The 25,742-nt window shown below is 64.4% G+C and carries 20 protein-coding genes and 1 pseudogene; 11 read left to right on the top strand and 10 right to left on the bottom strand.

Annotated elements, in window-relative coordinates:
- Positions 1 to 27: 27 nt before the first annotated feature.
- The gene (locus tag GA566_RS00105; RefSeq protein WP_160471093.1) at positions 28 to 999 is read right to left on the bottom strand and encodes a tripartite tricarboxylate transporter substrate binding protein; all 972 of its coding nucleotides are present in this window, start codon (positions 997 to 999) and stop codon (positions 28 to 30) included.
- A 308-nt stretch (positions 1,000 to 1,307) separates the two neighbouring features.
- Positions 1,308 to 2,225, bottom strand: coding sequence for a LysR family transcriptional regulator (locus tag GA566_RS00100; RefSeq protein WP_160471092.1), 918 nt, complete (start codon positions 2,223 to 2,225; stop codon positions 1,308 to 1,310).
- 112 nt (positions 2,226 to 2,337) lie between these two features.
- Between GA566_RS00100 and GA566_RS00095 the strand changes: the two genes are divergently transcribed.
- Complete coding sequence (locus tag GA566_RS00095) at positions 2,338 to 3,123, top strand: MerR family transcriptional regulator (protein WP_237380217.1); 786 nt, start codon at positions 2,338 to 2,340, stop codon at positions 3,121 to 3,123.
- 78 nt (positions 3,124 to 3,201) lie between these two features.
- On the opposite strand, the gene GA566_RS00090 is transcribed toward GA566_RS00095, so the two are convergent.
- The 4 genes from GA566_RS00090 to GA566_RS00075 are packed head-to-tail and all read right to left on the bottom strand — an operon-like array spanning position 3,202 to position 7,593.
- Complete coding sequence (locus GA566_RS00090) at positions 3,202 to 4,074, bottom strand: metal-dependent hydrolase (RefSeq protein ID WP_160471088.1); 873 nt, start codon at positions 4,072 to 4,074, stop codon at positions 3,202 to 3,204.
- On the bottom strand, positions 4,071 to 5,072 hold the full coding sequence (locus GA566_RS00085; protein ID WP_160471087.1) for an alpha/beta fold hydrolase: 1,002 nt from the start codon (positions 5,070 to 5,072) through the stop codon (positions 4,071 to 4,073). The genes GA566_RS00090 and GA566_RS00085 overlap by 4 nt, the downstream gene beginning before the upstream one ends.
- Positions 5,069 to 5,962 (bottom strand): SDR family oxidoreductase, encoded by an 894-nt coding sequence (locus GA566_RS00080; protein WP_160471086.1) that lies wholly within the window; start codon positions 5,960 to 5,962, stop codon positions 5,069 to 5,071. Before GA566_RS00080 ends, GA566_RS00085 begins: the two co-directional genes overlap by 4 nt.
- A 50-nt stretch (positions 5,963 to 6,012) precedes the next feature.
- A complete protein-coding gene (locus GA566_RS00075) occupies positions 6,013 to 7,593 on the bottom strand; it encodes an NAD(P)/FAD-dependent oxidoreductase (protein WP_160471085.1) in 1,581 nt (526 codons plus the stop codon).
- A gap of 330 nt (positions 7,594 to 7,923) precedes the next feature.
- Between GA566_RS00075 and GA566_RS00070 the strand changes: the two genes are divergently transcribed.
- The 7 genes and pseudogenes from GA566_RS00070 (at position 7,924) to GA566_RS00040 (ending at position 16,236) form a co-directional block, all read left to right on the top strand.
- A complete protein-coding gene (locus GA566_RS00070) occupies positions 7,924 to 8,520 on the top strand; it encodes a hypothetical protein (protein ID WP_160471084.1) in 597 nt (198 codons plus the stop codon).
- A gap of 14 nt (positions 8,521 to 8,534) precedes the next feature.
- A complete protein-coding gene (locus GA566_RS00065; RefSeq protein WP_160471083.1) occupies positions 8,535 to 10,130 on the top strand; it encodes a GMC family oxidoreductase in 1,596 nt (531 codons plus the stop codon).
- Between the two features lie 208 nt (positions 10,131 to 10,338).
- Entirely contained in the window at positions 10,339 to 11,277 is a 939-nt protein-coding gene (locus GA566_RS00060; RefSeq protein ID WP_137927947.1) for a TetR/AcrR family transcriptional regulator, read from the top strand.
- Between the two features lie 211 nt (positions 11,278 to 11,488).
- Positions 11,489 to 12,382: a DUF1571 domain-containing protein gene (locus tag GA566_RS00055; protein WP_137927946.1), complete on the top strand. Its 894-nt coding sequence runs from the start codon at positions 11,489 to 11,491 to the stop codon at positions 12,380 to 12,382.
- Between the two features lie 245 nt (positions 12,383 to 12,627).
- Positions 12,628 to 13,995, top strand: coding sequence for a DUF2957 domain-containing protein (locus GA566_RS00050; protein ID WP_160471082.1), 1,368 nt, complete (start codon positions 12,628 to 12,630; stop codon positions 13,993 to 13,995).
- Positions 13,996 to 14,066: 71 nt separating this feature from the next.
- Positions 14,067 to 15,360, top strand: a pseudogene (locus GA566_RS00045) (DUF2957 domain-containing protein).
- Between the two features lie 21 nt (positions 15,361 to 15,381).
- Complete coding sequence (locus GA566_RS00040; protein ID WP_137927944.1) at positions 15,382 to 16,236, top strand: OmpW family protein; 855 nt, start codon at positions 15,382 to 15,384, stop codon at positions 16,234 to 16,236.
- 151 nt (positions 16,237 to 16,387) lie between these two features.
- Here the strand turns inward: GA566_RS00040 and GA566_RS00035 are convergent, their stop codons facing one another.
- Genes GA566_RS00035 through GA566_RS00025 form a run of 3 tightly spaced genes read right to left on the bottom strand, consistent with a single transcriptional unit; the run spans position 16,388 to position 22,313 of the window.
- Positions 16,388 to 17,857 carry an efflux transporter outer membrane subunit gene (locus GA566_RS00035; protein ID WP_160473181.1) on the bottom strand — a complete coding sequence of 490 codons (1,470 nt, stop codon included), beginning with the start codon at positions 17,855 to 17,857 and terminating at the stop codon, positions 16,388 to 16,390.
- A gap of 14 nt (positions 17,858 to 17,871) precedes the next feature.
- On the bottom strand, positions 17,872 to 21,021 hold the full coding sequence (locus GA566_RS00030) for an efflux RND transporter permease subunit (RefSeq protein WP_160471081.1): 3,150 nt from the start codon (positions 21,019 to 21,021) through the stop codon (positions 17,872 to 17,874).
- Between the two features lie 50 nt (positions 21,022 to 21,071).
- A complete protein-coding gene (locus GA566_RS00025; protein WP_137927942.1) occupies positions 21,072 to 22,313 on the bottom strand; it encodes an efflux RND transporter periplasmic adaptor subunit in 1,242 nt (413 codons plus the stop codon).
- A gap of 439 nt (positions 22,314 to 22,752) precedes the next feature.
- Between GA566_RS00025 and GA566_RS00020 the strand changes: the two genes are divergently transcribed.
- A complete protein-coding gene (locus tag GA566_RS00020) occupies positions 22,753 to 23,481 on the top strand; it encodes a TetR family transcriptional regulator (protein WP_137927941.1) in 729 nt (242 codons plus the stop codon).
- Between the two features lie 12 nt (positions 23,482 to 23,493).
- Here the strand turns inward: GA566_RS00020 and GA566_RS00015 are convergent, their stop codons facing one another.
- Positions 23,494 to 24,633: an ABC transporter substrate-binding protein gene (locus tag GA566_RS00015; RefSeq protein WP_171020509.1), complete on the bottom strand. Its 1,140-nt coding sequence runs from the start codon at positions 24,631 to 24,633 to the stop codon at positions 23,494 to 23,496.
- Between the two features lie 134 nt (positions 24,634 to 24,767).
- On the opposite strand from GA566_RS00015, the gene GA566_RS00010 reads away from it, so the two are divergent.
- Complete coding sequence (locus GA566_RS00010; protein WP_160471080.1) at positions 24,768 to 25,466, top strand: response regulator; 699 nt, start codon at positions 24,768 to 24,770, stop codon at positions 25,464 to 25,466.
- On the top strand, positions 25,459 to 25,742 hold a 284-nt coding region (locus tag GA566_RS00005; protein WP_202126636.1), incomplete at its 3' end, for a sensor histidine kinase N-terminal domain-containing protein. The genes GA566_RS00010 and GA566_RS00005, both read left to right, overlap by 8 nt.

Genomic DNA, 25,742 nt, shown 5'->3' with positions numbered 1-25,742 from the left:
CATCCTCGGCTGTGGCTTATTGGCGGCTCATTGGCGAATATCGGCGGTCTGCACGATGGTGCGGTACTTGGCCGTCTCGCGCTTCACGAAGCTGGCGAACTGCGCCGGATTGGCCGGTGAAACCTCCACGCCGGCCTCGGCCAGCTTCTTCTTCACATCGGGCATGGTCAGCACGGCCTGCATCTCAGTATTCAGGCGATCGATAATAGCCCGGTCAGTTTTGCCAGGCGCCATCAATCCGAACCATACCCCCATGTCCACGCCCTTGAGCGCGGGGGTCTCGGCCAGCGCAGGAACATTCGGCGCCACGCTGGCGCGCTTGCCTTCGGTCACGCCATAGGCCCGCACGCGGTTGGCCTGGATATGCGGAAGTGCGGAGGACAGCACCATCACGGCGAGATCGATCTGGCCGCCGAGCAGGTCAGTGGCCATGGCGGAAGCGCCCTTGTAAGGCACATGCGTGATGTTGACCTGGCCCTGCTGCTTGATGAGTTCACCAGCCAGGTTCAGCGGCGTACCCACGCCCGACGAGGCATACGACAGCGAACCCGGCTTGGCCTTGGCCAGCGCAATCAGTTCGGCGGCATTCTTCGCGGGCAGGTCCAGCTTGCCAACCAGCACCATCGGCTGCGTGCCGACGAACGTGATGGCCGCCAGGTCCTTCTCGCCGTCGTAGCGCACAGCCGGATTGGTCAGGCGCGCGATCGACACTTCGCTGCCCGAACCCAGCAGCAGTGTGTAGCCATCGGCCTCGGCCTTGACCACTTTCTGCGCACCAATCGTGCCGCCAGCGCCGCCAAGGTTCTCGATCACCACGCTCTGGCCCAGGCGCTTGCCCAGCTCCGGCGCCACGGTGCGCGCCACGAGGTCCACGCTGCCGCCTGCGGTATAGCCCACGACGAGCGTGACCGGCTTGGTGGGATAGGCGGGAGCGGCCAACGCCGCGAACGCGGCACTGGCAAGGGTAGCGGCAACGGCCACGCGCATCAGGGTCTTCATGATTTCTCCGGCAGGGCTTTGAATGTTTGCGCCGATGTTAGAGAGCGCGCGGCACGCACATCGTGCAGCTTTGGCAATGGGGGTTGCTGTTTTGGCAATGGGCGGAAGTGGTGCATGGCCGCTCTTCCGGCTTGGTTTTTGGTTCCCCTCTCCCGCGAGCGGGAGAGGGGTTAGGGGAGAGGGCGGGAGGCTCTGCTTGCCGACCACATCGCAATTTGGACCGCTGGCCCTCTCCCCCAGCCCCTCTCCCGCAAAGCGGGAGAGGGGAGCAAAACAAACGGGGAGAGGGGAGAAAAACAACAGGGGAGCTACTTGATCGCCGCCGCCCAAAACACCTCCGCCAATGCCCGCATCTGCGTTCTCGGCCGATACAGCCGGATATCCAGCGCAAGGTCCACAGCATCGCCCTGCACATCCGCACGCACCAGCCTCCCTGCATGCAGATCATCCGCAATCAGCTTCGCGGGCAGCCACGCCAGGCCCATTTTCTGGCGCACCATTTCATGCACCGACTCCGCGAAATCGCTCACCGCAATCACGTCGAGCTTGCCGGCCAGTTTGCGGCGCGCGATTTCCTGATTGACCATGCGGCCCATGGTCAGGGTCTCGGCATACGCGATCATCGGCACCATCGCCGTACGCTGTCCGAGTCGGAACGTTGGACCGCCGCGCGCATCGGCCGCTGCCACGCACACCAATCGCTCCACGCCCACCGGATGGAACATGTAGCGGGTGTCGTCGAGCATCACGGGAAGATCATGCGGGCTGTAGCAGAGCAGGAAGTCGGCATCGCCCTCGGTGAACATCTCCAGCGCGTCGTGCGTGGCGTGGGTGGAGAGCCGCGTACGGAATCCCGCGCCCACGGCGTCGTCGCGCAAGGCATGGCGCAGGCTGGCCAGCCATGCGGGCACCATCGAGCGCGCCAGTGTCTTTCCGGTGGCAATCGTGATGGTGCTGGCGTCCGCACGATGCGCTGCGCGCAGCGACATGCGCGCCTCGTCGAGCGTGCGCAGCGCCGCCTGGGCGGCTTCGAGAAACTGGCGGCCTTCGGCGGTGAGCCGCACCGGAAACGCGCTGCGGTCGATCAGCGGCGCGCCGGCCCAGACCTCCAGCGCTTGCATGCGGCGACCGAATGCAGGCGGCGTGACATTGCGCAGTTCGGCGGCACGCGCGAGGCTGCCAGCCTGTGCCAGACAGACGAAATCTTCGAGCCAACGGATATGCATGGGGGCGCCGGAATGTGTTGGCGCATTGTAGCGTCGCCCGACTCGTTTAGAATTTTCCCCCATGACCTCGATCCCGCGCGACGGCCAGTCCGTCGCCTCCCCAGATTCCGCCATGTCCGCCGATCTATCCACGACACCGCCCGAGTACACGATCGACGAACTCGCGCGCGTGGCGGGCACCACGGTGCGCAATATCCGCTCGTACCAGGACAAGGGGCTGATCGATCCGCCCGAGCGGCGCGGGCGCGTGGGCATCTATACGCAGACGCATCTGGGCCGGTTGCGCCTGATCAACCATCTGCTGGCGCGCGGCTACACGCTCGCCAACATCATGGAGTTGCTCAAGGCCATCGTGGAAGGGCACGACCTGCGCTCGATCCTGGGTCTGGAAACCGCGATCAGCAGTCCGTGGAATACCGAGGCACCGCGCCACTATTCCTATCTCGCACTCGCGCGCATGTTTGGCCGCGCGATTTCACGGCCGGTGCTGAAGCGCGCGATTGCGTTGGGGTTGCTGGAGCCCGATGGTCTCGGCTATCTGGCACGCAGTCCGCGTGCGCTGGCGGCAGGCGTGGAAATGGCGCGTGCGGGTTTTCCGCTCAATGATCTGCTCGACATCATCGAGCATGCACGCGGGCATTTCCAGGCCGTGTCCGATCGCATCGTCGGCATGGTGGTGCGCGAACTGGACCGCTTCGGCGAAGGGCAACTGCCGCCGCCTGCGGAAGTGCCACGCATTGTGGATGTGCTGTGGCGGATTCGTCCGCTGGCGATGGTCACGCTGGAGACGGAGATGATGCGTGCGCTGGAGGTTTCGGCGAACAAGTATCTGGGAGATCGGGTGGCGGGGATTTTGGCGAATCTAGGCGAGAAGCGCGAAGAGACGCGTGGTGAGTGATTGATCGGCTGGCCCTCACCCCCGGCCCCTCTCCCGCGAGCGGGAGAGGGGAGCAAACCAAAACGGGAGAGGGTGCGCTTAGGCGGCGTTGCGCAACGATGGCGCACGCGTACTTGCCCCAGCCTTGATCGCCGTCTGCTCGATCTCTTCGATCAGCGGCATGATGCGGCTCAGTTCCGCGCGGTTGTCTTCGTCCCACGGATGGAAGCCCGGCCGGAAGTAATCGAACCATTCCGGAATCATCTTGCGCAGCACGCCCGGTGAACCCCACAGAAACTTGATCACGCTGCCGAAGCCCGTCAGCTTGTTGCGGCACGTCTTGTCCGCCATCACCAGCCGCACGTGGAATACGAACACCAGCGCCCAGAACGTAACCGTGGTGGTCAGCATCGTGAACGCGCGCAGCAGGTAGCGATACGGCCCCGGCTTCATCACCGTGTTCCACACGTCGTACGCCACCGCCTTGTGCTCGGTTTCTTCCAGCGCGTGCCACGTCCACACCTGTCGATATCCCGGCTCGGACACACCCATGTGGCGCGGATCGGACAGCATGCCGCCGGCCAGCATCGCCGTGTAGTGTTCCAGCGCGATGGTGTGCGCGAGCTGCCACGATTTCGGCAGGATCTTGCGCAGCAGGTTAAGCAGCTTGGCCACCGCGTTGTCGAGCTTCGACGCTGGCAGTCCTGCATCGTCCAACAACCGGTTGTAAAGGATGTGCTCGCGCGTGTGCATCGCCTCCTGCCCGATGAAGCCAGTCACAGCCTGCTTGAGTTCAGGATCGGTGACGCGGTCGCGGTAGTTGCGCACGCTGTCCATGAAGAAGCGTTCGCCGGCCGGGAAGAAGATCGACAGCGCGTTGATGAAGTGGGTGACGTGCTGCCCGCGCTCGTGCCAATCGCAGATGCGTTCGGGCGGCAGATGGGGATGAACGTCGCGGCGTACGGGCATCATGACGAGGACTCCTGTGTCGAAGGGACCGACGCCTCACGGGCGCCGTCGAGGAAGGGCAGCAGGTCAGCCGCCACGCGCTGCGGGTCTTCTTCCATCGGGACATGGCCGAGACCCGCATAGCGGTGCAGCGACACGACGGGGAGACGTGCCGCGAACGCCGCGGCATGCGCGGGCGGTATCCAGCGGTCGCGCTCGCCCCACAACACCAGCGTGGGGGCTTGCACGCCGCGCAGCCGCTCGGTATCCAACGCATCGAAATCGAGCCTCGGCACCATGCGGCCCACCGCGTCGCGGCTGCCTGCTGCATAAAAGAAATCGACGTAGCGCCGGAACGTGGATTCCGGCACGCGCCTGGCATCGCCGTACACATCGCGTGTGGCCGCGCGGATGATCGCTTCGGGCAACATCCACGGGGCCGACCAGCGCACCACGGCGTGCCGGAACAGACCGATATAGATCGGCAGCTTCATCGGAAAGCCCGCCGCATCGATCAGCACGAGCCTATCCACCAGCGCGGGCCGGCGTGCGGCGAGATCCCACGCAATCAGCCCGCCCAGCGAGTTGCCGATCAGCGTGGCGCGCGAGATACCCACGGCCAGCAGGAAGCTGTCGATAAAGCTGCGATACACATCGACATCCATCGTGACCACGCGACCGCGTGCATCGCGCAGCGGGCCGGTCAGACCGAACGGTGGAATATCGAGGCGGATCACGCGATACCGCTGGCGCAGCATCGGCATCAGTCCTTCCCACGTGTGCAGCGACGCGCCGAACCCGTGGATCAGCACCAGTGGCTCGCCCTCGGGCACACCTTCTTCGGTGTAGTGAACAAGTGCGCCCATGACCTGTACCCAGCGCGAGGTTGGCAGCGCATAGCGGCGCGCGAGCGTGTCGCGCGACAGGCTCGTGAAACCCACGCGGCCCTGGCCGAACCAGCGCGTGAATCGACCGGGCGGTGCCTGCAGCACCGCTTCGCGAGGCAGGGCGGCGCGCGTCATGCGCGTTCTCCGCCGGGCGCCGATGCGGGAGCGTCGCCTTGCACGAACTGCCGACGCTTGCGGCGCGTCTCGCGCACCACGAGCGACTGGTACGCAGCGGGCAGCAAGCGCGCCATCGCATCGGCGGCGTATGCATCGGGGCCCACCAGCACGCGCCGCTTGTTGGCACGCACGGCATCGAGGATCACGCGCGCAGCCTTGTCCGCCGAGGTGATGAAAAATTTCTCGAACTCCTCGCGGCCCTGTTGTTCATCGCGCACCAGCAGGCCGTTGACGCTGGACGAGACCCGGCTGTCGCGCGCGATATTGGTCTTGATGCCACCCGGATGCACGGTCGTGGCCGACACGCCGCAATCCATCAGATCCAGCTCCTGCCGCAGCGATTCGGTGAAGCCGCGCACGGCGTACTTGCTCGCGTTGTACGCACCCATGCCGGGTTGCGCGAACAGGCCGAATACGCTCGACGTGTTGACGATATGCCCTTCGCCGCTGGCTTTCAGGTGCGGCAGGAAAGCCTTGGTGCCATACACCACGCCCCAGAAGTTGATGCCGATGATCCATTCGAGATCGTCGTAGCGCATGCCTTCCACGGTGCTGGAGAGCGCCACGCCCGCGTTGTTGAAGATCAGGTTGACACGGCCATGATCGCGCGCCACGGTATCGGCCCACGCATACACTGCAGCGCGATCCGCTACATCCACAACATGCGTGGTTGCGTGAATCTCGGGCGCTGCGCGCTGCACCTCGGCAAGCGTTTGCGCCAGCCCCGCCTCATTGCGATCCGATAGCGCCACGTGGCAGCCGGCCTGCGCCAGTTGTATCGCCAGGCAGCGGCCCATGCCGGAACCGGCGCCCGTGATTGCGGCCACCCTGTTGCGGAAATCCTTCATCGATCTCTCCTCGGTCAATCCAGGTTCGCTTCTATTTTTTTGGGGACGGCTCAGGCGCGCACCGTAGCGGTGGGCACGTTGTGGTGGGCGCCTTGATGCGCCGTGTCTGCATCGTGATCTCGCACGGGCCATCGCTCGTAGTCGGCCATGCGGAACGTGCGCGTGGCCTGCCGGAACTGCCAGGTGAAGCCGGGCCAGAGCGTGGTGTTCTTGCCGTTGTTCGGGTCGATGTACCAGCTTGCGCAACCACCTTCAGACCAGATCGCGTGGCCAAGCTTCTGCTGGATGCCGTGGTTGAACTGTTGCTGGACGGGCGGGCGCACATCCACGGCCCGCACGCGCTCGCGGTGCATTTGCGCGAGAGCATCGAGCACGTAGTTCACCTGCGACTCGATCATGAAGACCATCGAGCTATGGCCGAGCCCGGTGTTAGGACCGACGATCAGGAACAGGTTCGGGAAGCCCGTTACCGTGGTGCCCAGGTACGCCTCGGCGCCATCGCGCCAGGCATCGAGCAGATCGCGTCCTTCACGGCCCACGATCACGCCGCGCGGCAACGGATCGGTAGCGTGAAAACCCGTGCCGAGGATGATCGCGTCGACAGGGCGGCGTGTGCCGTCGCGCAGCACCACCGCGTCGGCTTCCACATGGTCGATGCCCGTGGTGACCACATCGACATTGCTGCGCGACAGCGCCGGGTAGTAGTCGTTGGAGATCAGCACGCGCTTGCAGCCGATGGTGTAGTCCGGCGTGAGCGTCTGACGCAGCACGGGGTCCGGCACCTGGCGACGCAGATGGCGGCGCGCGATGCGCTCCACGGCCTTCATCAGTTTCGGATGAATCACGAAGCCCAGCACGCGCGACTCCAGCATCCAGTACAGCCCCGTGCGCGCCAGCCGTTGCGTGAACGGCAGGCGGCGGAACATCGCACGTTCGAACGCCGACACGCGCCGGTCCGGCTTGGGCATGATCCACGGTGGCGTACGCTGGTAGAGATCGAGATGCGCCACGGCCGGCGCGATCTGCGGCACGAACTGGATGGCGCTGGCGCCGGTGCCGATCACCGCCACGTGCTTGTCCGTCAGCGGATAGTCATGGCGCCACTGCTGCGAGTGGAACATCGTCCCGGCGAAGGTATCGAGGCCAGGGATGTTCGGAATCGACGGGCGGCTCAGCCCGCCCATGCCCGAGATCAGCACGCGGGCGCGCACGCGGCGCCCATCGGCCATGTGCAAGCGCCAGACCGCTGCGGCATCGTCCCACTTCGCGCTGCGCAATTCGTGGTTCAGGCGCAGGTGTTCGCGCAGTCCGAAGCTGTCGGTGCAGTGTTCAAGGTAGCGGCGGATTTCCGGCTGCGGCGAGAACATGCGCGACCAGTCCGGATTCGGCGCGAACGAGAACGAGTAGAGGTGCGATTGCACATCGCAGGCGCAGCCCGGGTAGTGGTTGTCGCGCCAGGTGCCGCCAATGGAACCAGCGCGCTCGAAGATCAGGAAATCGTCGACGCCCGACTGCTTCAGGCGGATACCCATGCCGAGTCCGGCAAAGCCACTACCGATGATCGCGATATCGCACGCAACCTCCGGGCTGTCTGCCGACAGGTAATCGGGGAGATCCGCTGGAGCATTCATATGGCGCCTTTCCATGGGGTGGGCTGATGCCGTCCGTGACTGTCGGACGCGATCAGCGCCATCGTTGATTGTGACATTGGTCGATGTCATCATAGGAACCGGTTTCGCGCCCCGTCAAACTGCTCGTTGGAAGAATTGCTCTATTTGCGGCGCGTTTCCAGTGGCGGAGCGTGCACATCAAACGCAGCCCGGCCATGCGGAATTGGCGTTGGCGGCGGATGTCGGTCGTGCGTTTGAAACCTGACAGTCGCCGCAAATAAATTTCGCCGGGTTCGGCAGAATCACAACGCCTCGGGATACCTGAGCCACATAAGAAAAAATGGAGACACGATGCCCCTACCGGACCTTCCCCCGGACCTTCCAGCGGACCATCCCTCGGCACCTTCGCGCCGGCATTTCCTGAAGGTCGGCGGCGGGTTCTGCGCGGCCATTGCCTGCTCGGCGCTGCTGCCCGCGCTGACGGGCTGCTCGCCCGCCGCGCCACCGCAGGCCGGCATGGCCTTCCTGCGACCCGATGACGTGGCGCTGTTCCGCGCGGTGCTGCCCGCCGTGATCAGCGAACTCGAAACGATGCCCACGGCGCAGCGCGAGACAAGGAGCACGGCGGCCGTGAAGAACATCGACGTGACCATCGCCGCCATGGGTCAGAACGGCCGCGACGAATTGCGCAAGCTGCTCGACCTGCTGGCCAGCACTCCGCTGCGCTGGGCCGTGGCCGGCGTGCGCAGTCCGTGGAGCGAGGCCACGCCGGAACAGGTACGCGGCTTCCTCGGCCGCTGGCGTAGCAGCCGGTTCGCCACGCTCAATGCGGGCGGCGTGGTGCTGGTGAAGCTGATCGGCGTGGGCTACTACGTGGTGCCCGATACCTGGAGCGCCAGCGGCTACCCCGGTCCCAACGCCGCGATCTATCGCGCCATTCACAGCTAACAGCAAGGGCCGACATGCCGATTCCCGATATCTACAGCGCCGGCATCGCGTCCGGCTGGAAGGTGCTCGACGCCGCCACGTTCACCGCCCCGCGCACATTGGAGGCCGACGTGGTCATCATCGGCACGGGCGCTGGTGGCGGCATCGCGGCGGAGATCCTGAGCCAGGCCGGCCTCACTGTGCTGATGATCGAAGAAGGGGGCCTGCACACGTCCGACAGCTTCAAGGACATGGACGAAGCGCGCGCCTATCGCGAGCTCTACCAGGAGGCTGCAGCCCGCGCCACCTCGGACGGTGCGATCTCGATCCTGCAAGGCCGGTCGGTGGGCGGCAGTACCACCGTGAACTGGTCATCGAGCTTTCGTACGCCGCCGCAGACGCTGGCGCACTGGGCATCCGAACACGCGGTGACGGGGCATAGCGTGGAGGACATGGCGCCATGGTTCGCGCAGATCGAGGCACGCTTGAACATGGCGCCGTGGGCAATGGACCCGAACCCCAACAACGCGGTGCTTCAGCGCGGCTGCCAGGCGCTGGGCTGGGAGTGGCACGCGATTCCCCGCAACGTGAAGGGCTGCTGGAACTCGGGCTATTGCGGCCTGGGCTGTCCGGTCAACGCCAAGCAGTCGATGCTCGTCTCGACGATCCCCGCCGCGCTGGCCCATGGCGCCACGCTGGTGCACCGGCTGCGCGTGCGCACCCTCGACCATGACGGAAAGTCTGTACGCGGCCTGACCGCCGACGCGATCGGCGCCGATGGCTACACACCCAGCGGCATCGCGGTCACCGTGCGCGCCCGGCATGTAGTGGTAGCGGGCGGGGCGATCAACTCGCCGGCCCTGCTGCAACGTTCACGCGTACCCGATCCCCACAAACAGGTCGGCGTGCGCACGTTTATTCATCCGGTGAATTTGAGTATCGCAGAAATGCCGGAGAAAATTGATCCTTATTATGGCGCGCCGCAGTCGGTGGCATCGGATCATTTCCAGTGGCGCGACGGCGCAGCAGGGCCGATGGGCTACAAGCTCGAAGTCCCGCCCATGTTCCCCGGCATCAGCGCGGGCGTGTTCAACGCGATCGGCAACGACCTGCGCCAGGAGATGGCGGCGTTGCCGCATACCAACGCCATGCTGGCGCTGTTGCGCGATGGCTTCGTGCCCGAGAGTCCGGGCGGTCGTGTCAGGATTACCGATGACGGCAGTCCGGTGCTGGATTACGACGTGAGCGATTACCTCTGGGATGGGGTGCGCCGCGCGTACCTGAGCATGGCCGAAGCCCAGTTCGCGGCCGGCGCACGCCGTGTCCGCCCGGCCCATCTGGATTCCACCCATTATTCGAGCTGGGCCGAGGCACGCGAATCCATCGGCCAATTGCCATTGAAAAAATTTCGCGCGCTGTTATTCACGGCGCATTTGATGGGTGGCTGCGCCATGAGCGATGACCCTGCCCGTGGCGTGGTAAATAGCGCGGGCCGCCATCACCATTTAAATAACCTATCCGTATTAGATGGCTCGGTATTTCCCACCAGCATAGGTGCGAACCCCCAATTGTCAGTGTTCGCACTGACGGCGCAGAATGCATCCACACTGAAAAAGACCATCACGGCGTGATAAAAATTTTTGTCATGCAGAATCGGGGCTTGCATTTTAGAGGCAGACCTCGAAAAATGGACTTGTGAAACGGTGCAATCGGTAGAGTAGGCTGCTTACAACCGTTTCAAGCATCCGTATGCCGACAGAGCATGGAGCTTGGGCAGCGAGTGGATTGATTTACTTTTTTTGCAGGGGTCCACAGCGGTATTTGAGCGAGAGACGCCCCATGAAGACCGGGAAAACCACGGCAGGAGATACAAAGGCCCGCATCCTGGATGCGACCGAGAAACTGTTCATCGAGGTAGGTTACGAAGCCACTTCTCTCAGACAGGTGACGTCGCGGGCAATCGTCAATCTGGCCGCAGTCAATTATCACTTTCGCAGCAAGGAAATCATGATGCAGTCGGTGCTCGGACGCCGGCTGGATCCGCTCAATACCCGGCGGCTGGCCTTGCTGGATGCCTGCGAGGCGCGTTGGCCGGGTAACGAGATCCGCTGCGAACACGTGATGGGTGCGCTGTTCGTGCCCGCGCTCCAGATGGCGCGCGAGCCCGAGATCGGCGGGCCATCGTTCCTCAGGCTGCTGGGGCGCGTGTATTCCGATACCTCGCCCTTCATCCAGTCCTGGCTGATGGGACACTATGCACCCGTGTTCGGACGCTTCTTCGAAGCGTTTGCACGCGCGCTGCCCGATGTGCCACGGCAAGACCTGGGCTGGCGGCTGCATTTCGCGCTGAAGGCACTGGCGGGTGTGCTGGCGGGCGATGAACTGGGCAACCTGATGCCGGCCTTCACCCAAGGCAAGCGCATGAGCGACACCGAGGTGCTCGCCCAACTGACGTCGATGGTGGTGGCTGCCCTCAAGGCACCGTCGCCAGAGACCCAGGAGCTTGGCGCATTGCACGATGTCTTTGAAATCGGCGAGTCGCAGCATGCCGATGAACAGGCTCACATGGCTGCGCTGGCAGCCACGGTGGAAAGCGAAACCCAGCAAGCCGCTGCCGCCACGGCAGCCGCAGTGAATCGCGCGCGCCGCAGTGCGCGCACGGTACGCAACGAGGGCACGACGCGCTCGGCCACCGCCAGCATGGCGGTACGCCGCGAGCACTGTGCCTTCCCCAGCAATCCGCTCGATGACTGGATGCGTACCCGTCCCCGAACGTAGCCGAGTCACCAGGCGAGTATCACGGCGGCCCTGACCGGGGCCGCCGCTCCCCAAAGCCACACGTGCGATATCGCCACGCCTCAAGCGCGGCGTGACCCGTTACGTCCCTGTCGCGCCCATGAGCCCGCTGTCTGCCGACATGCGCGGGAGGGACCCGTCTTGCCTGTCGTATGAAAAAAGTCGAAATACACCGGAGTACTGGAGACACGCGATGAAGCAAATGATCACGATTGCCGCGATTGGCGGCGCCCTCGGCATGATGACCGCGCCAACGCTGAGCCTGTTCGATGTGCATGCGCAAGGCGCACCGGCACCGCAGAGCCGCGCCGCCACGCCTTACGACGGTCTGCCCACGTCGCAGCAGACCACGCTGTTCGCCAAGCAGATCGCCAGTGGTGAGCTGGCCGCGCAACCCGATGCGCAGGTGCTGGCCGTGTTCGATGCGCTGCAACCCGAGGCATTGCTGACGTGGGCGCGACAGGAAATCAATCGCTATCCCGAATACGAATACGCGATGACGCGACAGGAGCGTCTGAACGGCCAATGGCAGGACAAGCCCGCGCGCATGCTCATCCGTTATCGCCATATGCCGCGTCAGCTTTATGCGAAGTGGTTGCCTAACGGCGCGCAGTCGGGACAGGAAATCATCTACGACGAAACCAAGCGTAAAGAGGAAATGTACGGCCACCTGGGCGGCGTGCTCGGCTTCACGTCGATCTGGACATCGATCGATGGATCGCTCGCGAAATCCCAATCGAATCACACCGTGCGCGATCTCGGTTTCCAGTTCGTGCTGTCGATGCTGGAGCGCGATGCCAGGACGCTGCGCGCCGCAGGTCTCTCCGAGAAATACAGCCGCGTCGATATCGTGCAGGAGCAGGGCGTGCGCATGGTGGCGCTGACGTGGGAACTGCCCGAGGGGCCGCCCAAGTACTACGCGAAGAAGGTGCAGTTGATGTTCGATCTCAAGCATCCATGGCCGCGTCAGGAAACCGCGTGGGATGCGGACGGCAACATGGTGGAGAAGATCGTCTTTGAAAAGGCCGTGAAGAAAACGTTCGATGCCTCGGCATTCGATCCCGCCAACAGCGAGTACAAGTTCTGATTCCGCTGATCCATATGGAATACCCACTGCGGCCTGGCGCTCCCCCCGTTTGAATTCGCTCGCAACACCGTGTGCGAGCGGTTTGAACGATCTGCGGATCGCTTTGGCCGACAAGGCACTGCGGCGCGGCCACCGTGTTTGGAACGTGCGCTCTATTGCGCGTCATCGCTTGAAACGCGAGATTCCGACCACTGTGCGACATCAAAAAAAATCCGTCGCGCCGACGATAAAAACAGGAGACAACCATGGATCAGTCGAACTTTCGACGCACCATTTTCGCCGTTGCTGGGGTAAGCCTGACGATCGCACTGGCCGCTTGCGGCGGCGGTGATGGCGAACCCGGCGGCAGCACGCCACAAGCCTCGGCACAGCAGTGCGCCACCCATGGAACGTGCACCCCATCGGGCCCCACCACCAACGCCCCGGTGGCCGATATCTGCCCAAGCGTGCTCGACTACAACACCACCTACACGGGCGGCTCCGGCGCGGGCGAATTCTTGAAGATCCAGCTCGATAGCCGGCAGGGCACGTATCGCATCCAGATTCTCGAATCAGCCGTGCCGAAAGAAACCGGCACCGTCTCGCCGACGCGCGCCGGTGTGACGCTGACCGGCACGATGACGCATCCGACCAGACCGCTGCCGACTGCAGCGCAGAACAACTGTGCCTACGAACTGAAGACGGCCACGGCATCCGACGGCATTTCGCAGGCCATCATCGATCCGGCCAATCCGCCGATCCTCTTCATCGGTCATGGCGTAGCGGGCGGCGGCATTCCCGGCGCGACGATTGCCTACAACAATCCCGGCCTGGGCGGCCTCGGGGTCATTCCTGAGCGCACCTTCCCGATGTACCCGGTGATTGCCTTCGCGGAAACCGAGACCGACTTCGCGAAGGTGGCCGGCCAGTACAACATGCTCGCCTATCACCTCGTACCGTCGAGCGGCGAACTGCTCAACGGCACCAACTATGCGCCGGCCACGATCAATGCGGTCGAGACGCTGAACGCCGACGGCACCTGCACGGTGGCATCAGGCACATGCAAGTCCACGGGGCAGCCATGGACACTGCGCACTGCGGACGGTGCGTTCGAAAGCGCCAACGATAACGAGATGCAGCCGTATCCGTATCTCTACAAGGCCGCGCTGCTGCAGGACAACTACAGCCGTGCACGCGGCGTGATGATCGTCGGCAAGCTCGAAGGAAAACTTGTACCGGTGCTGGTGCGCGTGGGCTTTGCGGAGATTGATCTGAATCCGCTCGACTTCAAGCTGCGCGTCGACGATGAATCGGGCATCGGCTTGCTGGCATCTGCATCACCGACGACCGCCGCCGTGTTGAAGGGCGGCTACATCGGCTCGGGCAGCGACTTCAAATATTCGGCCTCGGCACTGCAAGACAACGTCGCCGCATTGCTCGATCCGCAGGATCTTTCGCTCACGCCGACCGGTGCCTTCCAGATGGACTTCACGCAAACCAAGCCTGGCGTAGTCACCACCGTCGATAACAGCGGCACCAGCGGTGCACTGATCACCACCGGTCCGGTCTACGCGCATCTGTTCGGCCCGGATGCGAACCCGACATTCCGCGTCAGTGCCGTGGCAAGCCGATAAGCGCTACGAACCCTGCCTCACACCCCACAAGGCAGTCCAAATAAGAAAGCCCCAAAGGAGACATCATCATGATGCAACTGCCGCAATGGCTCGCGCCCCGCGACTATCCCAACGCTTCCGCACGGCGCTCGCGCGTGCGCCTCGTACCGGCCCTCGCCACGATTGCGCTGCTGTCCGCGTGCGGTGGCGGCGACGGGGGAGGCGGCGGGGGCGGTTCGCCGTCGCCTGCGGCAGTGGGCGTGCCGCGCCTGTGTCCGGCCACGGTGGACTACTCCACGCCGTACATCGGCGGCACGGGTTCCGGCGAACTGGTGAAGGTGCAGATCGACACCACGAAGAAGACGTGGGCCGTGACCTTCCTCGACTCGTCGGTGCCGCGCACCACGGGCACGGTGTCACCGACTCGCTCGGACCCCACCGACGGTCAGAACGTGATGACGGGTACGCTCGCGCAGGAAACCGCGCTGCCTACAGAGAAGCTGAACCAGTGCGCGTTCGAGTTGAAGGGTGCGAGCCTCGATCCGGCGCGTCCGGCCAAGCTGTTCCTCGGTGAAGGGGTGATGGGTGGCACCATTCCGGGCGCGCGCATCCAGTTCAATGGTTTCCTTGGCGCGGGTGCGGTGCCCGACACCACGTTCCCGTACTTCCAGTTCATCGGCTTCGCGCAGACCGAGACCGACCTCGGCAAGATCGCCGGCGTCTACAACGGCTCGGGCTTTCACGAGATTCCGTCGAAGGGCTTCGCCACGGTGGCGCAGGACTATCGCATGTCGCTCGCAGCCGATGGCTCGTTCACCGTCTGCGACAACAAGGCGGGCGGAACGTGCAAGCAGAAGGGCAACAAGTTCGTGCCGCAGGCTACCGGTGCATTGCTTTCCACGAACTATGAAGGCGAGCAGCCTCACGAGCCTGGGGGCCGTGATGGGCCGCGCGTACCTGATCGTCGGCAAGCTGCGCGGACAACTGGTGCCGATCATGATCCGCGTGGGCTATGCCAGTGCGAAAGATCTCCCGCTGGGTGCGGATGATGAAATCGGCATCGGCATGATGGCGCCAGCGGTGTCTTGGTCGCAGGGCAGTGTCAATGGCGAGTACATCGGCGTGGACAGCAACTTCGACTACAAGGTCACGGCACTGATCGGCGCAGAAGCCGCGCAGCTCGATCCGTTCCACGCATCCGATGCCACGCGTGCCATCGCGCTGAAGCTCGACTACTCGCAGACCACGGCCGGTGTGATCACCACCACGCGCAAGGAGGGCACGCCCGGCATCACCGGCAAGCTGATGTTCACGGGCGGCGTGTTCGGCTTCATCGAAACCAACAATGGCGCGCCGTACTTCACGGTTGGCGCCTTCGTCGAATAACAATAATCGGGGAGACCATCGATGAAGCATCAACGTTACGCAACGCTATCTCGCCTGCTGGCCGTCGTGGCGATGTTCGGCCTGTTCGCCGCAGCGCCCGCGCATGCGCAGAAGAAGGGCGACAACGTCGTCTCGGCAGGCTGGTTCCACATCCAGACCTTCGGCACCAGCGGGCCGCTGACCACCAACGTGGTGGATGTGCCGATCAACTATCCACTGGGTCTGCCGTCGAGCTTCTCGGCGCCGGGCAGCGGCCTGTCCACATCGAACTCGGATACGCTGGGACTCACGTTCAGCCACTTTGTCACCGACCATATCGCCATCACGGGCGTGGGCGGCATTCCGCCCACGTTCAAGATCTATGGCCATGGCGAACTGATTCCCCCGGGACCTGCCGGTGCGCTGGGCAAACAGAGCCTTGGTGACCCATCGCTGAACCCGATCATCTCGCGGGCGCGGCAATGGAGTCCGGCTGCGATGGTGCAGTATCACTTCCGCTCGCCCGGTGTCACGTTCCGCCCGTTCGTGGGCATTGGCGTGTCCTACAACTTCTTCACGGACATCAAGGTGAATCCGGCGTTCGCGGAATCGGTCAACAACAACCTCGGCGCGGTGCTGGCCGCAGGTGCGGGGATTCCCGGACCAACCTCGGTGCATGCCGATGCGTCGTCGTCATGGGCACCGATCTTCAACATCGGCGGCACATACAACTTCAACGAGCACTGGGGCGTGACCGGCGCGGTGACGTATATCCCGCTCAAGAGCGAATCGACCATGACGATCAAGGCATCGGACGGCACGGTGTTGTCTACGTCGAAGACGACGTTGCGACCGAATCCGATCGTGTTCTTTCTGGCAGCGACGTATAAGTTCTAACTGTTTGCTCCCCTCTCCCGCCTTTTCTGCTCCCCTCTCCCGCTTTGCGGGAGAGGGGCTGGGGGTGAGGGTCACGCATCAATCTCCACCACGCCAAACAAAAAGGGCGAAGCCTCATCAGCTTCGCCCGTTCTTTTTTCCCGCTAGACCATCACTGCGTAGTCGTCTGAGGTTTCACCTGCGCCACCGGCGCCGTCTCATCCAACCCACCACCCAGCGCGCGATACAGATCGATCGCATTGGTCAGCCGCAGTTGCCGCGCCTGCACCAATGCCTGCTCTGCAGAAAACAGTTGGCGCTGTGCATCGAGTTCGTCCAGATAGCTCGCCACGCCGCTGCGGAAGCGCAGGCGCGACAGCTCGTAACGCGCGGCTTCCGCGTTGCGCTGCTGCTCCTGCCCTGCCACCTGCTCTTCGAGCGTGCCGCGTGCCTGCAGTGCGTCGGCCACTTCGGCAAACGCGGTCTGGATAGTCTTCTCGTAGTTGGCGATCTGGATATTCTTGCGCACGTTGGCAAGATCCAGGTTCGCCAGGTTACGGCCCGTGTCGAAGATCGGCAGCACCAGCGACGGCGAGAACGACCAGATGCCCGTGCCCGAATCGAACAGCCCCGAGAAAGACGGGCTGATGGTGCCGGCACTTGCCGTCATCGTAATGCGCGGGAAGAACGCTGCGCGTGCGGCACCGATGTTCGCGTTGGCCGATAGCAGCGTCTGCTCGGCCTGGCGGATGTCGGGACGCTGCGTGAGCAGGTCAGACGGCAGCCCTTCCGGAATGTCGCTGATGATGCGTTCATCCGACAACTGCATCGGCGCGGGCAGGTTCGGAATCTGCGCGATGGGCATGCCCACCAGCACTTCCAGCGCGTTCTGTGCCTGCGCACGCTGGCGAGCCAGTTGTGCAGCCGATACGCGCGCCTGTGCGACGAGCGATTCGTTGTCGCGCAGGTCGAGCGCCGACGTGGCGCCCGCATCGAAACGCTTCTGCGCGAGTTCGAACGTGCTCTTGCGGGCTTCATACGTATTGCGTGCCAGCTCATACTGTTCGGCGGCAGCGCGTTCGGCCAGATACGCCTTGGCCACTTCCGATACCAGCGAGATATGGGCCGCGCGATGCGCTTCCTCGGTGGCGAAGTACTGCGCCAGTGCTGCGTTCGACAAGCTGCGCACGCGGCCGAAGAAGTCCAGCTCCCACTGCGTCACCGACAGACCCACCTGGTAGGTGCTGCCCGTGAACGACTGGCCCACACCCGAGGTCAGGCCCGAGAACTTGCCGCGCTGATAGCTGGCGTTGCCGTTCACCGTCGGCAGCAAGTCCGCGCGCTGGATCTGGTACTGCGCACGCGCTTCCTCGATTCGCAGGGCAGCCGTGCGCAGGTCTCGGTTGTTTTCCAGCGACGTGGCGATCAGCACCTGCAGGCGCGGATCGGTAAAGAACTCGCGCCAGCCGATGTCATTGGCCCGACGCGATTCGCCGGTCTTCACCTCGGCGGCGGCGTAGCCTTCTGGCGCGGCCGGATAGGCGCCCGCCACCGGCGGGGCCGGCTGCTCGTAGCGCGGCGCGAGCGTGCAGCCGCTCAACACACCGGCCACCAGCAGCAATGCGGTCAAATGCTTCGTCATTGTCAGCGTCATCGTCAGATTTCCTTGCCTTCCAGACGTGCCTGCTCGCGTTCTTCCTGAGCCTTGCTGCCCTTGAAGAGTCCGCGCACCACCACGAAGAACACCGGCACCAGGAAGATTGCCAGCACGGTAGCCGTGATCATGCCACCCATCACGCCCGTGCCGATAGCGCGCTGGCTACCCGAACCGGCACCCGTGGAAATCGCCAGCGGCAGCACGCCCAGGATAAACGCCATCGACGTCATCAGGATCGGGCGGAACCGCAGGTGCACCGCTTCCAGCGTGGCGTCCACCAGGCTGCGGCCCTGCGCCTGCAGATCCTTCGCGAACTCCACGATCAGAATGGCGTTCTTCGCCGACAGACCAATCGTGGCGATCAGGCCCACCTTGAAGTACACATCGTTGGGCATGCCACGCAGCGTCACGCCGAGCAGTGCGCCGATCACGCCAAGCGGCACCACCAACAGCACCGCCACCGGAATCGACCAGCTTTCGTACAGCGCAGCCAGACACAGGAACACGATCACCAGCGACAGCGTGTAGAGAATCGGCTCCTGCGAACCGGCCAGGCGTTCTTCATACGACTGGCCCGACCACTCGTAGCCGAAGCCCGGCGGCAGCTTCGCAAAATTCTCTTCCATCACGCGCATGGCAGCGCCGGTGGATTGCCCCGGTGCGGCCTGACCCGCAAGCTTCACTGCAGGCATGCCGTTGTAGCGCTCCAGGCGCGGCGAACCCATGACCCACTTCGACGAAGCGAACGCGGCAAACGCCACCATGTCGCCATTCGCATTGCGCACGCGCAGCTTGGTGAGGTCGTCCGGCAGGCGTCGGTCGGCGCCCTCGGCCTGCACGATCACGCGACGCACACGGCCTTCGTAGATGAAGTCGTTCACATACGAGGAGCCGAACGCAATCGACAGCGTCTGGTTGATTTCCGCCACCGTGACACCCAGCGCACGCGCCTTCTCGCGATCGATATCGATACGCAACTGCGGCGCGTCTTCCTGGCCTTCCGGACGCACGCCCTGCAACTGCGGCGATTGCGCCGCCATGCCGAGCATCATGTTGCGCGCTTCCATCAGCTTGGCGTGACCCTGACCCGTACGATCCTGCAGACGGAAGTCGAAGCCGGACGAATTGCCCAGTTCCGAAATAGCCGGCGGATTCAGCGGGAAGATGATCGCGTCCTTGATGAAGGACAGTGCGCCGAACGCACGACCCACCAGCGCCTGCGCGGTGTTCTCGTCGCCAGGACGTTCCTTCCAGTCCTTCAGGCGCACGAACGCGATACCACCGTTCTGGCCACGGCCAAAGAACGAGAAGCCGGCAACCGTGATCATCTGGTCCACCACCTTCGATTCCTTCTGCAGGTAGTAGTCCTCGATCTGCTTGAGCACGCCGATGGTGCGCTCCTGCGTGGCACCGGTCGGCAGCTGCACCACCGTGATCATGTAGCCCTGGTCTTCATCGGGCAGGAACGACGACGGCAGGCGCTGGAACAGCAGCACCACGCCCGCGATGATCACCGCGTAGATGATCAGGTAGCGGCCGCTGCGGCGCAGGATGCGCGCCACGATGCCCTGGTAGCCCGTGGAGGCCGTGGCGAACGTACGGTTGAACCAGCCGAAGAAGCCCTTCTTCTCGTGATGATGGCCTGCTTCCACCGGCTTGAGCATGGTGGCGCACAGGGCCGGCGTCAGCGTCAGTGCCAGGATGGCCGAGAACACCATCGACGAAATCAGCGACAGCGAGAACTGGCGATAGATGTTGCCCACCGAGCCGGAGAAGAACGCCATCGGGATGAACACGGCGGTCAGCACCAGCGTGATGCCGACGATGGCGCCCGTGATCTGGCCCATGGCCTTGCGCGTGGCTTCACGTGGCGAGAGACCTTCCTCGCTCATGATCCGCTCCACGTTCTCCACCACCACGATCGCATCGTCCACCAGGATACCGATCGCCAGCACCATGCCGAACATGGTCAGCACGTTGATCGAGAACCCGAACGCCAGCATCGCACCGAACGTGCCCAGCAGCGCCACCGGCACCACCAGCGTCGGGATCAGCGTGGCGCGGAAGTTCTGCAGGAACAGGTACATCACCAGGAACACCAGCACCACGGCTTCCAGCAGCGTCTTGACCACTTCCTCGATCGAGATCTTCACGAACGCGGAGGTGTCGTAGGGGATGCTGAATTCGTAGTCGGGCGGGAAGAAGCGTTGCAGTTCTTCCATCTTCGCGCGCACGGCGGTAGCCGTTTGCAGCGCGTTGCCCGTCGGGGCCAGCTTGATGGCGATGGCCGACGCAGGCTTGCCGTTGATGCGGGCGAGCGTCGAGTAGTCGGCACCGCCCAGTTCCACGCGGCCCACGTCCTTGATGCGCACCGACGAGCCATCCGGATTCACGCGCAGCAGGATGTTGGAGAACTGCTCCGGCGTGGTCAGACGGCTTTCGGTGTTGACCGTCGCATTGAGTTCCGTGCCCTTGGGCGACGGCGTGCCGCCCAGTTCGCCCACTGCCACCTGGATGTTCTGCTCGGCCACGGCTGCCGTGACATCGGTCGGCGTCAGGTTGTACCCGGTCAGCTTGGCCGGATCCAGCCAGATCCGCATCGCATACTCGGTGCCGAACAGGTCGGCCGCGCCCACGCCCGGCACGCGGCGGATCGAGTCCACCACCTGTGCCGACACGAAGTTACCGAGCTCGATCGCATCCGAATTGCCGGACTTGGACGAGACCGTGATGAACATCATGTAGTTGTTGCCGGCCTTGTCGACCCGCACGCCCTGCTGGCGCACCTCCGCCGGCAGGCGCGCTTCCACGCGCTTCAGGCGGTTCTGCACTTCCACCGAGTTCAGGTCCGAGTTGGAACCCGGCGCGAACGCGATGTTGATGGTGGCCAGCCCCGACGATTCGCTTTGCGACTCGTAGTAGAGCAGGTTGGGGGCGCCGTTGAGCTCCTGCTCGATCGGCGTGACCACCGAATCCTCGATGGTCTTGGCCGAGGCACCCGGATACGTGGTGCTGACCGTGATGATCGGCGGCGCGATATTCGGATACTGGGCGATCGGCAGCTGCAGGATCGCCAATATGCCGCCCAGCGCGATGATCAGCGCGAGCACCCACGCGAACACCGGCCGGTCGATGAAAAACTTCGCCATGAATCTGGCTCCCTAAAAAGGCTTGTCTACGCTTGGTCTGAGACGGGGGGTCAGCTCTGCTTGGCGGCAGGCTTGGCGTCGGGCTTGGCTTCCGCCTTGCCTTCCGCTGCAGCCGGCGCCGATGCCGGGGCGGCTTGCGCCGTCTTGGGGTCCTGGAACGGCACGGCCTTGGCCGGCGCGCCCGGCTGCACCTTCTGCAACCCTTCCACGATCACCTTCTCGCCACCCTTCAGGCCCTCGGTCACCACCCAGCGGTCATCGATGGCCTGCGGTGCCTTGACCGGCACGGCGGCAACCTTGCCGTCGGCACCCACCACCATCACGCTCGCGCCCTGCGCGGTGCGGATCAGCGCGCGCTGCGGCACGGTCAGTGCGCCTTCGTCGATACCCTGCTCGATCTTCACGCGCACAAACGTGCCCGAGAGCAGCTCGCGCTTGGGATTCGGGAATTCGGCACGTAGCGTGATGGCGCCCGTGGTCGGGTCCACGGTCATGTCGGTGAACAACAGCTTGCCGGTGGCGCTGTATTCCTTGTCGCTGGCTTCCGGGAACAGGTGCACGCGGGCACCACCGTTCACGCCCTTGACCTGACCCGAGGCAATCGCGGCGCGCAGGCGCGCCACTTCCGAGGCAGGCTGGGTGAAGGTCACCCAGATCGGATCGACCTGTTCGACGGTGGTCAGCTTGGTAGCTTCGCCCTTGCCGACCAGTGCGCCCTCGGTCACCAGCGCACGGCCCACGCGGCCGGAAATCGGCGCTGTCACGGTGGTGTAGCCCAGGTTGATCTGCGCCGTGGTCACGGCAGCCTTGGCGGCGGCGATATCGGCGTTGGCCTGGCCAGCAGCGGCCACGGCATCGTCATATTCCTGCTTGCTGACCGCGTTCACGGCCACCAGCGGCTTGTAGCGCTCGGCCTTCTGCCGCGCGGACACGGCATTCGCGTCGGCGCGCTCCAGCTGGGCCTTGGCGGAAGCCAGCTGCGCCTGGTACGGGGCCGGATCGATGCGGAACAGGACCTGGCCGGCCTTGACCTCGCCACCTTCGGTGTAGTTGCGCGACAGCACGATGCCTTCCACGCGGGCGCGGACTTCGGCGGTGCGCACGCCTTCCAGACGGCCCGGCAGTTCATTGACAACGGCAACCGTGGACGGCGTGACGGTGACCACACCCACTTCCGGCGGCGGCATTGCGCCGCCCTGGGGCGCCTTGTCGCCACAGGCGGACACGAGCAGCGCGGCCACAGTGGCTGCAGCGGCAGCGGCGACGCAACGGATACGTTGGGACTTCCTCATCGATAACCCCGTGATGGCAATTTTGTAGATTCGCCGCACGCACCGGAACGGCCAGAACACAGCCTCGGTGCTACGCACCCCGGGGACGGGGCGCGGCGGGCAAGCAAGTGGAGGGGAGCCAGTTAAATAACCGGGCGATTCGTAAAACGCCGATTGCGTCACAAAAAAACGCCTTGGCTGATCCCCGAACAAACGCGTAGTATAGATACATCCGCGCATGTATGTAAGTGAAAGTTGCCGTGTGCGGCGTTTGCAACACTCTGTGATGATTGCTTGCAATGGAATGTTCGGTCTGTACAAGCACGATTGTTCCGTTCGCTGTACGATTCGGGCCGCCAGTGCTGTCGTGCGACATCGTGCAATCTGGAAGGGGCTTCATCCGAAGGGGTGAAGCGTCAGGAGACCCGGGCGGCCAACTTGGACGCGGGTGAGAGAGGAAATGGTCAGACGTACCAAGGAAGAAGCGCTGGAGACACGCAACCGGATTCTGGATGCGGCGGAAGCCGTGTTCCACGCCCGTGGCGTGGCACGCCCATCGCTGGCAGATATTGCGGAGGCAGCCGGTGTCACGCGTGGCGCGATCTACTGGCACTTCAAGAACAAGAGCGATGTCTTCGCGGCGATGTGCGACCGCGTCAACCTGCCGGTGGAGGCGCTATGCGCGCCCGAGCGGCTGGCGCTGCAGGCCGACCCGCTCGGCGGCATCCGCGATATCTGCGCCTTCGTGTTCCGCCAGACCGTGACCAATCCGCAGTGGCGCCGCGTCTTCGAGATCATCTTCCACAAGTGCGAGATGGTGGAGGACAACGGCGCGATCTTCGAGCGCCAGCGCCAGTCCCATCAGGACGGCACGGTCAAGATGCGCGAGCACCTGCGCCTGGCCATGGAACGTGGCCAGTTGCCAGCCGATCTCGAACTCGACCTGGCCGTCAACGCCTTTCATGCCGCCATTGGCGGCGTGCTGGCGCACTGGCTGTTCTCCCCGACCGATTTCGACATGAACCATGAGGCCGAGCGTCTGGCCGATACGTTCGTGGATACCCTGCGCCTTTCGCCCGCGCTGCGCGTGGGCTACGTGCCGCGTCCGATGGCGCCCCTCGACGCGGAAATGGCCGCGCTCTGCGAGCGTCAGCCCCAGGCCACTGCCCCTTCGATCACCCCCGCCTAGTTTGCCAACGCGCTAGCTTCTCAGCGCCTCGCGCCACCGCGCGAGGAATGCATTCTTGCGCAGCGTGTCCTGCGCGGCCAGCAGGCCGGGCCCCACGCTGATGGGCTTGAGCGCATAGCCCAGCCGCTCGGCCAGCGCATTGGCGGTTTGCGTGCTGTCCGTATCGGTGCGGATCGTATAGAGCTGCGATGTGGATTTGCCGAGCAGCGCCTGTCCATCGCGCGACAACAGATAGTCCAGCCACAGCCGCGCCGCGTTGGCATGCGGGGCCTTTCGCGCAATGAATGCCACGCGCGACATCACCAACGTGTAGTCTCGCGGCGCGATCACGCCAATGTCCGCGCCGCGCTCGATCAGTGACAGCGCGTACGATCCCAGCAGGTTGTAGCCGAGCACCAGCCGGCCGCTGGCAATACCTTCGATCATCTCGGCCGTGGACGCCGACAGCACCACCTTTGCGCGGCCCAGCGCCTGCGCCAGATACCAGAACTCGCTGCCCATGCGCGCGTCCTGCTGGGCGAGCAGATACCCCACGCCCGATCGCTCCACATCGTAGGTCACTACCTTGCCGCGCCACTGCGGCGCATGCTCCTGCAGCAGTCGCGCCAGGCCGCTGCGGCTGGCCGGCACCTGCGCATTGGCGAAGTGGCGACGGTTGTAGACAATCACTGCCGGTTCGAACGTGGTGCCCCATGCTTCATCGCGCCACACGGCCCAGCCGGGCAGTCCGGCGCGCTCGGGAGATTCGTAGCGTTGGGCGTGTCCATCGTTCACCAGCTTGATCTGCAGGTCCATCGCCGTGCTCCACAGCACATCGGCGCGGGTTCCGGTTCCGTTTTCGGACAGGAACCGCTCATGCAGTTCCACCGTGTTCAGATCTTCGTAACGCACCCGCACACCCGGAAAGCGCGCCTCGAATCCTGCGATCAATGGCTTTGCCACGTCCATGTCCGTGGAGGCATACACGGTCACCGTTCCCTCTTTCTGCGCGGCAGCGATGATCTCCGCATACTGTGCGGGATAGCCGGCGGGCACGCGGGGAGCGGGCTGCGCGAGCGCGGGCCAACCGGTCGCGATGGCGCCACCTGCAAGCAGCAATCGGCGTCGTGCGGCGCTGGGCGGATCGAAAGGAAAGCCGGAAGGATCGGACACGGGAGGGTTCGGAAAACCGGGAGTCAAACGGGGGGGCGAGGGCGGGGTTATTATAGGCGCCCGCAGGGCCGCCCGGCGCGGCCCGCGCGAACGGAACAGAACAAACAGAACGACAGGTGTGGAGGAGATCCGGCATGCGCATTCTGCTGGTGGAAGACGAGGTGGAACTGGCCCGCTGGGTGGGGCGCGCGCTGGAGCAGGGCGGCTTCGTCATCGAGCACGTCACGGACGGCCTGCAGGCCGAAGCCCGTCTGATGGCGGAGGAATATGACACCGTGGTGCTCGACCTGCGCCTGCCAGGCAAGGACGGGTTGGCCGTGCTCAAGTCGATGCGTGGCCGCGACGACCGCACGCCCGTGCTGATCCTCACCGCGCAGGACACGCTCGACGAACGCGTGCGCGGCCTGAACCTCGGCGCGGATGACTACCTGCCCAAACCGTTCGCGATTGCAGAACTCGAAGCGCGCATTCTCGCCCTGATCCGCCGCAGCCGGGGCCGCGCCCATCCGCGCCTGCAATGCGGCACGCTGGTGTTCGATGGCGAGACCCGCAGCTTCACACTGGGCGGTGCGCCGCTCTCGCTGACGCCGCGTGAATCGACATTGCTCGGCGCGCTGCTGGCCCGCAGTGGGCAACCGCTGACCAAGGCCCAGTTGCTCGACAAGGTGTTCTCGCTCGATGCCGATGTCAGCCCCGATGCCATCGAAGTCCTCGTCTATCGTCTGCGCAAGAAGTTGAGCGGCCACGGCGTGACCATCGTCACGCTGCGTGGCTTTGGGTATCTGCTCGAACCCGAAACTGCGCCGCCTGCCACGCCGGGCACCGATGCCTGACGTGGGGCAGCGTTCGCGCCAGCGTACGTGGCTTCCGCTGCGCGGCAGCTTGCGGCGCCAACTGCTGATCCTGCTCGTGCCTGCACTGGCGCTGATGATGGCCGTGGATACGTGGTTCACCTACGGCACCTTGCGCGATGCGGCCAACACGGCTTACGACCGTTCGCTCTACGGCTCGGTGCGTACCATCGACAACGCCATCGGCATGGCGGGGGAGAGCGTGCAGCTCACCTTGCCCGACGCGGCAATGGAGATGTTCGAGACCGCTGCGCAGAC

This window comes from Cupriavidus sp. SW-Y-13 (assembly GCF_009793345.1).
In the GTDB taxonomy this organism is placed as follows: Bacteria; Pseudomonadota; Gammaproteobacteria; order Burkholderiales; family Burkholderiaceae; genus Cupriavidus.
Note: the sequence above shows the minus strand (reverse complement) of the source record. Positions and strands in the feature narration are given on the sequence as shown.